Here is a 13,113-nt window from a genome sequence, read left to right on the forward strand (position 1 = left end):
CGGCGGCCGTGGCCGGCGGCGGCGGTCAGCGGGCGAGTTCCACCAGGACCGGCAGCTTCCCCGCCAGGTAGCGCTCCCGGGTCAGGGCGCGCTGGACCTTGCCGGAGGAGGTGCGCGGGATCGCCCCCTTGTCCAAGGCCACGACCTTGTCGGGGGCGTGCCCGAGGTGCTCGCGCAGCCGCTTCATCACCAGCGCCGCCAGCTCCGCGTGGTCGTCGAAGCCCTTGGCGGTCTCGAAGGCCACGATCATCCGCTCGGTGTCCGGCAGCGCGAAGGCCGCGCAGACCGGCCGTACGCCCTCCACCTTGGCGGCGACGTGCTCGTAGTCCTCGGGGTACAGGTTGCGGCCCGAGACGATGATCATGTCCTTGACGCGGCCGCAGACCACCAGGCCTCCGTCCTCGGTCCGGTAGCCGAGGTCGCCGGTGCGCAGCCATCCGTCGCGCAGGACGGCCGCGGTCGCCTCGGGGTCCTCCCAGTAGCCCTGCATCAGGGAGGGGCTGTGCACCCAGATCTCGCCGACCCGCCGCTCCTCCAGCGGCTTGCCGTCCTCCTGCCTGATCTCGATCCGCACTCCGGGCACCGGTGGTCCGCAGACCGCCAGCGCGCGGGCGTCGGGGGCGCCGGCGGGCACGGCGGTCGCGACGGCGCCCGTCTGGAGCCCTTCCCGGGACACGTGGTCCCAGACCAGCGGCCGGGTCGCCTCTCCCATGGCGACGGCCAGGGTGGCCTCGGCCAGTCCGTACATCGGGGTCATCGCCTGCGGCCGGAGCCCGTACGCGGCGCCCGCCTCCACGAACTGTTCGAGGGTGGCGGCCCGGATCGGTTCGGCGCCGTCCCCGCACACCTCCAGGTGGGACAGGTCGAGGTCCCGCGGGCGCAGCCGCATGCCCTGGGCGGCGAGGCCGTAGGCGAAGTTCGGGGCGACCGTGCTGGTGGCGCGGAACCGGGACAGGGCGTCCACCCAGGAGTCCGGGCGGGCCAGGAAGTCCTCGGGCGGCTGCAGCACCAGCTTGATCCCGTAGGCCATGCCGGAGAGCACGGAGATCAGGCCCATGTCGTGGTAGAGCGGCAGCCAGCTGACGTGCACGCTGCGGTCCCGTACCAGTTCGAGCCGTTCGCAGCAGACCGCGGCGTTCGTGAGCATCTGCCGGTGGGTGAGCGCGACCGCCCGGGGCAGGCCGGTGGTGCCCGAGGTGAACTGCAGGTAGGCGAGGTCCTCGGGCCGGGTCCGGACCGGTCCGCTGATCTCCTCCCGTTCGGCGGCCAGTTCACCGCAGGTCAGCACCGGCCGGCCGCCGGTGATCCGGCCGGTGACGAAGTCACCGAAGGCGTCGGCCACCACCACGCAGCGCGCGTCCACGTGGTCGAGCCGCCGGTTGATCTCGGCGACGAACTCCGGCAGGTCCGACAGCCGGTGCGGCAGGGGCAGGATGACGGGCACGGCGCCCGCCCGCCAGGCGCCGAACAGGCTGAGCAGGAAACCGGGCGAGGTGGAGGAGACGATCGCCACGCGGTCCCCTTCGGCCACGCCGGCCCGGACCAGCCCGCCGGCCACCCGCCGCGCACCGGCGGCTAGCAGTGCGTACGGCATCGGGGCCTGTTCGAGCCGCCGGTTCACCACGGTGATCCCGCGCGGGGTGGTGGCGGCGAGTTCCAGCACCTCGGGCACGGTGACGGCGCCGAACAGGTCCTCGGGACGCGGGTGTTCCATGATCTTCTCTTCCCGGTTCATCCGGCGCTCCGCGCCAGGGTGTGGAGTTCTTCGACGAAGCGGTCGGCCAGGGCCCGGACCGTCGCTTCGGTGTGCAGGTGGGAGCTGTACGTCCACACCAGCCGCAGGGTGCCGTCCGCCACCATCGCCATCAGGTCGAGCGTCCGCGTCCGGTGGCCGAGGTCGCTGCGGTGGTAACCGAAGGAGTCCACCACCGGGCGGGCGTCACCGGTGAAGTACTCGCTGACGTCGCCCCAGTAGTTGAAGCCGATCTCGGGCACGGGGACCTCGGCCATGCGCGCCCGTACCGCGTGGTCGGGATGCAGGTGGCGCAACAGGCCGTAGCCGACGCCCTGGTGGGGCACCTCCCGGATCTGCCCGCGTACGGAGGCGAGGTCGCCGGGGCGCAGCACCAGGGGCGACAGCGTGGAGAACCGGGCGACCGTACGGGAGATGTCCAGCGAGCCGAAGGCCCGTTGGCGGCCGTGGCCCTCGACCTCGACGACGAGTTCCGGCTGTCCCGTCCACGCGGTCACGGCACGGGCCAGCGCGGTCAGCAGCACCTCGCGGATCTCGGCGTCCTGCGTGCGCGGGAGGCCGGTGACCACCGCGTCGAAGGTCTCGCCGGTCACCTCCGTGAAGTGGCGGACGGCGGAGGCCTGCGTGTTGGGGCCGAGGCGGTGGTCGACGGGCAGCGGCCGCGGTGCGAGGTCGGCGAGCCTGCTCCAGTACGGGAGCTCGGCCGTGACCTCCTCGCTCGCCGCGTACGCGTGGAGCCGGGCCGCGGCCTGCGGCAGGGAGGCGGTCTTGGGCGGCAGGACCGGTTCGTCGCCCCGCTCGACGGCGAAGTAGGCGGTGCGCAGGTCCTCGTAGAACACCCGGGAGGAGTAGTAGTCCATGACCAGCCAGTGGGCGCTGACGAGGAGCCGGGGCCGGCGCAGCGGGCCGAGGTCGAACTGGGTGAGCTGGACGGTCATGCCGTCGGCCAGGTCGAGCTCGCCGTTGCGGAGCGCGACGTGCCGGGCGATCTCCGCCTCGACGTCGGCGTCCGCGGTCCCGCCGAGGTCGACCTCCGTGACCCTGGAGTCGGCCGGCGGCCTGACGCCGGGCAGTTCCGCGTACGGTCCCTGCTCCTCGGTGCGGAACCGGGCGCGCAGCCCGTCGTGGTGGGCGAGCACGGTGGCGAGGGCCGCGCGCAGCGGACCGGGCTCCAGCCGCCGGTCCAGCTCGAAGACCGGCCACATGCCGTTCCAGTGGTCGGCCTCGGCGAAGTCCTGCTCGAAGAACCAGAGCTGGCTGGGCGAGAGCCCGGCCCGCCCGGTGATCTCGCCCTGGTCCGCGGCGGCCGTCGGCCGGTCGGTCGCGAGCCCCGCCTGCCCGGCGACGGTCGGGTGGGCGAAGAAGTCCGCCAGCGTGAGGTGGATCCCCTGTTCGGCGGCCTTGGCCACGGCGCGTACGCCGAGCAGCGAATCCCCGCCGAGCGCGTGGAAGTTGTCGTGGCGGCCGACGGTCTTCACCGGGAGTACGGAGGCCCAGGCGCGGGCCAGGGCCTCCTCGGCCGGGGTCGCGGGCGGTTCGGCTCCGGGTGTGACGGGCTCCGGCACGGGCAGTGCGCGCCGGTCGAGCTTCCCGTTGGCTCCCGTGGGGAGCCGGTCCAGGGTCAGGACGACGGCGGGGACCATGTACGAGGGGAGCTTGGCGCCGAGGTGGGTGCGCAGCTCGTCGTCGGCGAAGGCGGCCCCGCTCTCGGGTACGGCGTAGCCGATCAGGCGCTTGGCGTCCTGGGCCACGACGACCGCGGCCTTGACCCCGGGGTGGCTGCCGAGCACGGCCTCGATCTCGCCGAGCTCGATCCGGTGGCCGCCGATCTTGACCTGGAAGTCGTCCCTGCCGAGCAGTTCGAGGGTGCCGTCGGGCAGGTAGCGGCCGAGGTCGCCGGTCCGGTAGAGGCGCTCGCCGGTGACGGGGTGGACGATGAACTGCGCCGCGGTGCGCTCGGGGTCGCCCCAGTAGCCCCGGGCCACGCCCACGCCGCCGATGTGGAGATCGCCGGTGACGTGGTCCGGCTTGTCGGTGAGATCGGCGTCGAGCACGTGGAAGGTCTGGTTGCGCAGGGGGGTGCCGTAGGGAACGCTGCGCCACTCGGGATCGATGCGGTCGATCGGGTGCCAGATCGACCAGATCGCCGCCTCGGTCGCGCCGCCGAGGCTGATCAGCTCGGGCCCGCCGGAGGCGACGGCCCTGACCCGGCCGGGCAGGGTCAGCGGGATCCAGTCGCCGCTGAGCAGGGCCGTGCGCAGTGAGCGCGGGAACCCGCCGCCCTGCTGCTCGCAATGCTCCACGAGCAGTTCGAGCAGCGGCGGGACGGTGTTCCACAGGGTCACCCGGTGTTCGTCGGCGAGCGCGGCCCAGCGCCCGGGGTCGCGCGTCTCGCCGGGCTCCGGCAGCACCAGCGCGCCGCCGGCTCCGAGCACGCCGAAGACGTCGTACACGGACAGGTCGAAGCTGAGCGAGGACAGTCCGAGGATCCGGTCACCGCGGCCGACGGCGAAGCGGGCGTTGATGTCGTCGACCGTGTTCACCGCGGAACGGTGGCTGATCATCACGCCCTTGGGGCGGCCGGTCGATCCCGAGGTGAAGATGACGTACGCGAGGTCGTCGGGGCCGGTGGCCGGGGCCTCGACCGGTCCGTCCGGCACGTCCGCCCACGGCTGCCGGTCCACGGCCAGGCCCGTGACGCCCGCCGGCACGTACGCGCCGGGCTGGGTGAGGGCCACCGTCACCCCGCCCGCCCCGATCAGCTGGTCGATGCGCTCCTGCGGCAGGCCGGCGTCCACCGGCAGGTAGGCCGCGCCGGCGCGGAGCACTCCGAGGACGGCCGGGACCTGCTCCCACCCCTTGTGCATGAGGACGGCGACCAGGGTGTTCGGCGCCGCACCGAGCTCGCGCAGCCGCCGGGCGATCTGGTCGGCGCGGCGGTCGAGTTCGCCGTAGGTGAGCGTCGCGCCGGCGGTGATCACGGCCGGTGCCTCGGGGTGCGCGGCGGCCCGCCGGCCGACGGCCGCGTGCAGGAGCTCGCCGGGCAGCGGGCCGGCGGTGTCGTTCACCGCCGCGCGCACGGCGAGCTGCCGGGACGGCAGGGTGACCGGGGCGGGCGTCTCCTGCTCCGCGATGCGTTCGACCAGGTCCAGGTACGCGGCGAACATGTCGTCGAGCACGCCCTCGGGGAACATCTCCTCGACGGCGTCCCAGCTGATCAGCAGATCGCTGCCGCGGGCCACGACCTGGTTGTCGAGGTACACCTGAGGGGTCTGGGAGATGGCGTACACGGTCTCGAAGACCATGCCTTCGAGGGAGCCGAGGCTGTCCTGCTCGCGCAGCAGGCTGGTGAAGACGACGGGCATCCGCGCCTGCGTGCCGTCGCCGCGCCGGGCCAGCTCGCGCTGCACCTCGACCCCGCTGAACCGGGCGTGGGCCAGGTCCTGCCGCAGCTGCGTCTGGAGCCGGCCGGCGGCCGTGGCGAGGTCCGGGGCGCCGCCGAGGTCGCACTCCAGCAGGATGGTGCCGGTGAAGTCGCCGATCACCCGGTCGATGTCGGCGTGCCGGCGCGGCCGGTCGGCGAGCGTCAGGTTGAGGGTGAAGCGGGAGGTCCGGCTCCAGGTGCGCAGCACCTGCGCGTAGGCGGCGCACAGCAGGACGGACGGCGTGACGCCCAGGGTGTTCGCGCGGTCCCTGATCTGCCGCCACACCCGGCCGGGCAGGCGGCGCTCGCGGCGTACGAAGGCCGGGGCCCGGGTGTCGGCGAGGGTGCGGACGGGCAGTTCGGGGGCCTGCGGCAGCGAGTCGAGGCGGTCGGACCAGTACGCGCGGGCCGTCTCGTGGCCGGGCTGCGTACGGTCCGCGGCGACGCCGTCGAGGTAGTCGCGGAAGGTCACCGCGGGGGCCGGGCCGAGGGAGTCGGGGTCGAGGACGAGGCGGATCCACTCGGCCAGCAGGACCTGGATGCTGCCGGCGTCGGCGAAGAGCAGGTCGATGCTGATGTGGAGGCGGAGCCGGCCCGCGTCCAGCTGGTGGGTGCGTATGTCGTACAGCGGCCAGGTGTGCGGGTCGAAGACCTGGGCGGCCATCTCCTCGCGGGTCTCGTCGAGACGACATCGGCCGTCGGCTTCCGGGAGCCCGCTCAGGTCGCCGTGGCGGAAGCGGTAGTAGGGCACCTCGGGGGCCACCTGCTGGCGGCCGTCGGGCAGCAGCGCCGCCCGGAGCATGCCGTGGCGGCCGATCAGGGTGTTGAAGGCCTCCTCGACGCGTTCGCGGTCAGCGGCGAGCAGGTCCAGCTCGACGTAGAAGTGGGCGGAGCGCCCGCCGAGGTCGAATCCGCGGCTGCCCAGCCAGTACGCCTGCTGGACGTCGGTGAGGCCGAAGGGCTCGTGGGCGCGCTCCGGTGCGGGAACCAGCTGCGGGACGGACCCGCCGTCCGTACCGTGGTTGAGCAGCGCCCCGGCGAGCGTTTCGAGCGTGCAGTGGCCGAAGAACATCTCCAGCGGGAGGTCGACCGTGCAGGCGGTGTCGATGGCGGTCTTCAATCGGACGGAGTCCAGCGAGTCGAGGAACAAGGGCTCCTGCGGATCGACCCGGCGGTCGTAGTCGCTGTTGACCTCGGCCAGCAGGTCTCGGATCTGGTTCAGGCCCTCGTCCTGGTCGGGAAGGGGCGCAGTGGATTTCTCGGACATCAGTCCCCCGTATCAACCGGCGGATCATGCCGGTTCAGAGTGTTATCGCGGTGTGGCCTGCGCATCGGCGACCTTGCGCAGGTAGGAATAGATGCCGCCGTTCCGGGCGATCCAGGCGGTGAGCCGCGGCGAGAGGGCGCTGACCACGTCCGCGACCTTCTCCATCACGGGAGCCACGGTGATCTCCACCTTGTTCTCCCTGACGCACTTCAGCACCGCGCGCGCGACCTCGTCGGGCCCGACCCGGCCGAGCAGCGGCGGCCGCCGGCCCGCCTCCCAGCCCGCGGAGATGCCCACGTCGGCGATCAGCGTGGGGTACACCGCCGACACCCCCACCCCGGTCCCCCGCAGCTCCTCGCGCAGGGACCAGGTGAAGCCGACGAGACCGTGCTTGGCCGAGGAGTTGATCGTGGCGTAGGGATAGGCCGTACGCCCGCCCACGGAGCCGATGTTGACCACGTGCCCGCGCCCGGCCTCGAGCATGTGCGGCAGCACCAGTCTGGTCATCGCCTCGGCACCGAAGAGATTCACCATGAGAACCCTTCTGATGCTCTCCACCGAGGCGTCCTGGAACCGGGTGATGTGCTCGATGCCGGCATTGTTGACCAGCAGTCCGGGCGGGCCCAGTTCACGGCGAACCGTTTCGACGACCCGCCGCTGCGCCTGTTCGTCGGAGACGTCGGCGGGCACCACGAGCGGTTTGGGTCCGAAACGGCCGGCCCTTTCCGCGGTCGCCCGCAGACCTTCCTCGGAGCGGGCGACGAGTGCCAATCGGACACCGGCCTTCGCCAAATGCTCGGCGATGTGCGCGCCGACGCCCCGCGAGGCCCCCGTGAGGATTCCCACCACATTGTTCAATTCGCGCACGGGCGTCGTCCTTTGCCGAGAGGGAGAGAGCTACCGGGACGGCTGCAGAGCGGAACGCCGGCCGGAAAGCACCTGGAGCACGACCGCCACGCAGCACAGCAGCGCTCCGGTGAGCGTCACCGCGCCGATGCCGACGTGGTCGAGCACCGCGCCGCCGAGGACACCGGACAGTCCGATGCCCAGGTACAGCGCCGACGCGTTGAGCGCGAGCAGCAGGCTGCCGGCGCCCGGCGAGAGTTCGAGCAGCCGGCGCTGGACGGGCGGGTTGAACCCCCAGCTCGACACGCCCCACAGGAACAGCAGCGCGGCGGCCATCGCCGTGCTGTGCACCACGGACAGCGCCGACAGTGCGATCACGCTGCCGGAGACGGCCACCAGCAGCGGCATCCGGTAGCCGTACCGGTCGGCCGCGACGCCGCCGAGGACGTTGCCGATCGCACCGCCGATCCCGTAGCCGAACAGCAGCAGGCTCAGCCCGGTGCCGTGCGCGCCGACGGTCTCGGCCAGCACCGGGGCCGCGTACGTGTACACGGTGAACACCCCGAGGCTGGCGGCCAGGGTGATCCCCAGGACGGTGAGCACCCTCGCGTCCGAGGCGACTTCGAGACGTTGGCTCAGCGTCACCCGCGGGGGCGCCGCCACCGCGGGCACGGCCACCGCCACGGCCGCCGCGGAGGCCGCGCAGAAGGCGGCCACCAGCCAGAAGACCCCCCGGTACCCGAGCGGTCCGACGAGCAGCGTCCCCGCGGGCACGCCGACGATGGTGGCCGTCACCAGGCCGCCGAACACCCAGGCCGCCGCGCGCGCCCGGCGCTCGGGCCCGCTCAGCTCGGCGGCGACCGCGGTGGCGGCCGGGGTGAACACCGCGGCGCCCACGGCGGTGACGATCCGGGCGGCCATCAGGACGCCGAAGTCCGGTGCCACCGCGGCGAGCGCGTTGCCCGCCGCGGCCACCAGCAGGGCGGCGACGATCAGCGGGCGGCGGCGCCATCCGCCCAGGGCCACGGCCAGCAGCGGCGAGCCGATCGCGTAGGCCACGGCGAAGGACGTGGTCAGCAGTCCCGCCGTGGAGAGCGGGACCGACAGTTCCGCACTCAGCTGTGGCAGGACGCCGGTGACGACGTAGCCGCTCGTTCCCACTGCGAACGCGCCGAGCGCCAGCGTCAAGATCTTGCCCAACACGAAACGAACCCCCTGCCCCGGCTGGTCAGTGCCGAAAGTGATCACGGCACGGGTCCCGAAGGCCACGCGAACCGGAGTTGAAACCACACTCCCACAACAGAAGTTGCAGGCCAACAGGGGTTTTTCGCCAAGATCACCTGGCTGGGCGGAGACGTGCGCGACCCGCCCACCACGGGAACCTCATCGCTGCGGGCGGATCACACGCTCGGCCGAGCGGCCGGATCACTCCCCGTCGGAGGCCGGCGGATTCGCAGAGGTGACGCCCGACCGGCGCGCCTTCTCGATGTCGGCGGCGGAGGGCTTGACCCGGGTGAACTCGTCGTGACCGAGGATGGTCGACTTCCACTGGTCGGCGGGGGTCGTGCCGTAGCTCAGCAGCCACTGGGTGACGATCCGCTCCTGGCCGCCGCCGGCGTACTGGCCGCTCCAGGTGGCGACGGAGTGGGCGTTGCGGTGGGCGTTGCGGTAGGCGACGGTCCAGCCGACGGCGGTCCCGGTGCCGTCGGCGGGCGCGCTGTCGTAGCGGCCGGTCATGACGTAGCGCTTCTCGGCGTTGCCGACCGCGGACTCATAGGTACCGGTGAACCCGCCGTTCGCGGCCCGCGTCACGACCATGGTCGAGCCGAGCTGGTTGTACCAGGTACCCAGGATGCCGGGGCGGGAGTCCGTCGCGGACCCCGATTCAGCGGCGTCCGCGGCGTCCGCGGACACGGACCCCCGGGTGTCCGCCGAAGCGCTCGCGGATACGGTGACGAAGGTCAGGGACAGGGCGCACAGTGCGACCGAGGCTTGGCGTAAACGCGTCACGAGATCATTCCCCCTGTGAGGGCCGAAGGGCCCGCCGTCGCCCGTGGTGGTGGAAGGACACGGGCGCTTCCGGGATGAGCGTAGGGGCGTGACCGGTGGTAAGCCGGGGTTGGTCCCGCGAATTGTCGGACTTCATGCGCAGACTCGGCGTGATGTGTTCGCCCGCCGGCCTCCGGGGAACTCCGGAGGCCGGCAGTCCGTCGGTCAGCTGTCGCGGACCGCGACGATTCCGTTGAAGACGCCGACGTACGCGGTGCCGTCGGGGCCGAGGGTGATCGGGGCCCAGTTGTTGTCGTAGAGCGGGCCGGTTCCGACCAGCTGCCGCCAGCGGCGTTCACCGGTGCGGAAGTCCACGGCCGTGAGGTACCAGCCGTCGATCCCCCAGAAGTTGGGCTCCTTCTCGTAGAAGTAGAGCAGCCCGTTCGCGGTGGAGAGCTTCGGGACCACGGAGGGAGCGCGGATCGCGCTCTCCCACACCGTGTCGCAGCCGCTGCCGTCGGCCCGGACGTCGATGCGGGTCACGCCGCCGACGACCGACTTGCCCAGCAGCAGGGTGGTGGGGTTCTCGTAGCCGTAGTTGTTCTCGACGACGATGCTGTTGCCCCAGGTGATCAGGGAGTTGTCGGTGGTCGAGGCGCCGGATCCGAAGACCGGCACCTTGCAGACCGGCCGCTGGTCGGCGGGGACGTCCGCGCCCCGCTTGTAGACCAGGACGTTCATCCGGTCGTCGGCGTTGTCAGTGATGGCGACGTAGCCGTTGCCGAAGAGGTCCGGGGTGGTTCCCGAACCCTGGTTGACGGAGCCGGGCTTGGCGGCGGTCCCGCGGTCGTACGTCTGGCGCCACTGCACCTCGGGGGTGCCGTCGGCGGCGGCGCGGAAGCTGTAGAGCGCGTGGTCGGAGACGATGGAGACGCCGTCCTGGGCGACCGAGAAGGAGTTCTGGATCTCCTCGCCCGGCAGCCGGACGGAGCGGATCACCGAGGTCGCCGGGTCCACGGTGCCGACCCGGCCCTGGCGGGTGACCCACCAGATGCGGCCGTCCCAGTCGGGCATGACGGAGGTCACGGGGTCACAGGTGCCGCTGGGCCACAGGTTGGTCCAGGTCACGCAGTCGTGCGGGACCTGGCCGGTGAGGTCCCAGTCGTTGTCGACCGTGAACCTCCAGCTCCCGTCGGGATTCTGGGAGTGGGCCAGGCGCAGGATGTGCTGACGGGAGTCGGCCAGCACGGCCCGGTCCTGGGCGTCCAGGTAGAAGTAGGCACCGCCCGAGGTGTCCTTGAAGATCTTCGCGAAGTCGAGCGAGGTGATCGCCTCGACCGTCGAAGAGCGCTGCGGGAGCTGGTACTCCGCGAGCGTGGCGAGCGTACGGGGCTCCAGGAGCTTGACCTTGAAGCCCGAGAAGGTGCCGCACACCGTGACGAGCCTGCCGCCCGTGTCGAAGGTGGCGGTGGCGCATTCGCCGCCCAGTGCGGCGATCTTCTCGCTGGTCACCCGGGGGTTCTTGCCGAGCGGTCCGGACCAGGGCGAGGTGGCACTGCCGGCCGCGTCGGAGTGCATGCCGCTGCGGCCGTTGGGCGCGAGGTGGGGGTGCTGCGGCGGGGCCTGGCCGGGCAGCGGTGCGGCAGTCGCGGGGCTGCCGTCGTAGTGGCTGATCAGGCGGTGGCCGGGGGCCTTGGGTATCTCCTCGGCCTGGGCCGGCGAGCCGCCGTACATCACCGTGAAGGCGGCGACGACCGGCACCACGGCGCAGTTCAGCGCTCTTCGGAACATCCGGACTTCCTCCCTGTCTCTTCGGTCTTGTTGACATTGCGTCTGACATCGCGCCGCGGCCAGACGCTAGATCGCAGTGCCCGAGGAGTCCATGGATGCGCCGGATGATTCACGAAGGCGCAACAGTCGATCAAGGTCAGGGGCGGAGGCTGGAGACCACGTTCGCGGTGGCCGTCAGTCCGTCGTGGATGGTCGCGGCCATGCTGCTGCTCGCGAGGTAGAAGCCGAGCAGCACGCAGACGACGGCGTGCGAGAACTTGAGTCCGCCGCTGCGCAGGAAGATCCAGGCGAGGATGAGGAGCAGGACGACCACGGAGAGGGAAATCACCATCGAAACCTCCTTACTCGCCGCCATGGTGGCGCAGGAGGGGGTGCCTTCGGGCGAAACGCGTGTCCGCCGTACGGGTGTTGACCGTCCGTGACGGGTGGTCAGTCCTTGACGATCTCGTGCCAGTGGGTCGTGCGGCCGCACCAGCGGCCGAGGAGCACCGGATCGTGACCGACGGCGAGGAGCCCGGCCCCGCTCTCGGCGCGGTACTCCTCGACGACCGCGACCAGGGCCGCGGCGGTCGAGGCGTCGAGCATCGCGGTCATCTCGTCGCAGACCAGCCAGCGCGGACGCAGCACCAGGGCCCGCGCCAGGCAGGCGCGTTGCAGCTGGCCGTCGCTGACCTCGTGGGGGCGCCGGGCGAGCAGGTCCGCGCCGAGGCCGACCCGCTCCGCCAACTCGTGCACCGCCGAAGCCGCTTCCCCGCGCCGGCCGGTCGCGCGGAGCGGTTCGGCGACGAGGTCGCGTAGCCGCAGGCGGGGGTCCGCGGAGAGCCGGGGCTGCTGGAACACCACGCCGACCGCGGTCCGCAGGGAGCGCGGGGCCCGGTGGGAGAAGCCGGTCACGGGACGGCCGTCGAACGCCACGGTCCCGCGGTCGGGGCGGTGCAGCAGGGCAGCGACCCGGGCCAGGGTGGACTTGCCGCAGCCGCTCGGACCGAGCAGGCCGAGGGACTCGCCGGGCCGCAGGGTCAGGTGCGCGCCCCGGACCACGGGCGCGCGGCGGCCGTAGCCCGCGGTGATGTCCTTGAGCTCAAGCACGGTGGCAGGCCACCCCTTCGGTGAGCACGGGCCGCCGGCTGCGGCAGATCTGGTCGGCGGCCTCACACCGGGCGGCGAAGGCGCAGCCCGCCGGGAGCGCGCCCAGCTCGGGCGGCGTCCCGGGGACCGGGGCGAAGGCACGTTCGGGGAGGGCGTCGAGGAGGCCCCGGGCGTAGGGGTGACGGGGACCGGGACGGCCGAAGAAGGCTCCGGCCGGGCCGATTTCGACGATCCGCCCGGCGTACATGACGGCGACGGTGTCGGCGATCCGCTCGGCCGCCGCGAGGTCGTGCGTGATCATCAGCAGCGCACGGCCGGCCTCACGGGTGTGGGCGCGCAGCTCGTCGACGGTCCGCACGACCAGATCGCGGTCGAGGCCGGTGGTCGGCTCGTCGGCGAGGAGCAGCGGCGCGTCACCGACGAGGGCGAGGGCGGTGGCGGCCCGCTGGGCGAGTCCGCCGGAGAGTTCGTGCGGGTGGCGGTCGAGGTGGGTGGCGGGGAAGGCGGCCCGCTCCCCGGCCGCCTCCGCCGCCGCGCGCAGGGCGGCCTTGCCGAACCGTTTGCGAGGGGCGGGCCGGTCGGACCCGCCGGCCGCGGGGGCCCGGCCGGCGCGGCCGGCCAGTTCGCGAACGGTTTCCTCCAGATGGGCGCGGACGGTGCGGACCGGGGTGAGGTGCGCGGCCGGGCTCTGTGGGACCAGGCCGATGCGCCGGCCCCGTACGGACCGGGCCAGGGTGCGCTCGTCGGCGGCGAGCACGTCCAGTCCGTCGGCGAGCCGGGCCGATCCGGCGGTCTCGGCATTGCCCGGGAGCAGGCCGAGGAGGGCGGAGGCGAGCACGGACTTGCCGCAGCCGCTCTCGCCGACGAGGGCGAGGCACTCGCCGGGCGCCAGGGAGAAGGTGGCGTCGCTGACGGCCTCGACGTACCGGCCCGCGGGCATGCGGAAGCGGACGG

At 72.7% G+C, this 13,113-nt stretch carries 9 protein-coding genes; all 9 read right to left on the reverse strand.

The annotated features are described in order from the left end of the window. Window positions 1-25: 25 nt before the first annotated feature. Window positions 26-1,735 (reverse strand): AMP-binding protein, encoded by a 1,710-nt coding sequence (locus ACZ4VT_RS21700; protein ID WP_467951827.1) that lies wholly within the window; start codon window positions 1,733-1,735, stop codon window positions 26-28. Further along, window positions 1,732-6,444 carry an amino acid adenylation domain-containing protein gene (locus ACZ4VT_RS21705; RefSeq protein ID WP_467951829.1) on the reverse strand — a complete coding sequence of 1,571 codons (4,713 nt, stop codon included), beginning with the start codon at window positions 6,442-6,444 and terminating at the stop codon, window positions 1,732-1,734. Before ACZ4VT_RS21705 ends, ACZ4VT_RS21700 begins: the two co-directional genes overlap by 4 nt. Window positions 6,445-6,486: 42 nt before the next feature. Beyond that, window positions 6,487-7,311 carry an SDR family NAD(P)-dependent oxidoreductase gene (locus tag ACZ4VT_RS21710; protein WP_467951830.1) on the reverse strand — a complete coding sequence of 275 codons (825 nt, stop codon included), beginning with the start codon at window positions 7,309-7,311 and terminating at the stop codon, window positions 6,487-6,489. Window positions 7,312-7,341: 30 nt separating this feature from the next. Continuing rightward, window positions 7,342-8,493 (reverse strand): MFS transporter, encoded by a 1,152-nt coding sequence (locus ACZ4VT_RS21715; RefSeq protein ID WP_467951832.1) that lies wholly within the window; start codon window positions 8,491-8,493, stop codon window positions 7,342-7,344. 222 nt (window positions 8,494-8,715) lie between these two features. Then, complete coding sequence (locus ACZ4VT_RS21720) at window positions 8,716-9,300, reverse strand: streptavidin (protein ID WP_467951834.1); 585 nt, start codon at window positions 9,298-9,300, stop codon at window positions 8,716-8,718. A gap of 204 nt (window positions 9,301-9,504) precedes the next feature. Next, the gene (locus ACZ4VT_RS21725) at window positions 9,505-11,070 is read right to left on the reverse strand and encodes a hypothetical protein (protein WP_467951836.1); all 1,566 of its coding nucleotides are present in this window, start codon (window positions 11,068-11,070) and stop codon (window positions 9,505-9,507) included. Window positions 11,071-11,206: 136 nt separating this feature from the next. Next, window positions 11,207-11,401 carry a hypothetical protein gene (locus ACZ4VT_RS21730; protein WP_362807827.1) on the reverse strand — a complete coding sequence of 65 codons (195 nt, stop codon included), beginning with the start codon at window positions 11,399-11,401 and terminating at the stop codon, window positions 11,207-11,209. A gap of 98 nt (window positions 11,402-11,499) precedes the next feature. Then, entirely contained in the window at window positions 11,500-12,159 is a 660-nt protein-coding gene (locus ACZ4VT_RS21735) for an ABC transporter ATP-binding protein (RefSeq protein ID WP_467951837.1), read from the reverse strand. Continuing rightward, on the reverse strand, window positions 12,152-13,099 hold the full coding sequence (locus ACZ4VT_RS21740) for an ABC transporter ATP-binding protein (RefSeq protein ID WP_467951979.1): 948 nt from the start codon (window positions 13,097-13,099) through the stop codon (window positions 12,152-12,154). Before ACZ4VT_RS21740 ends, ACZ4VT_RS21735 begins: the two co-directional genes overlap by 8 nt. Between the last annotated feature and the right edge of the window lie 14 nt (window positions 13,100-13,113).

The organism is Streptomyces sp. NPDC029164 (genome assembly GCF_055563995.1).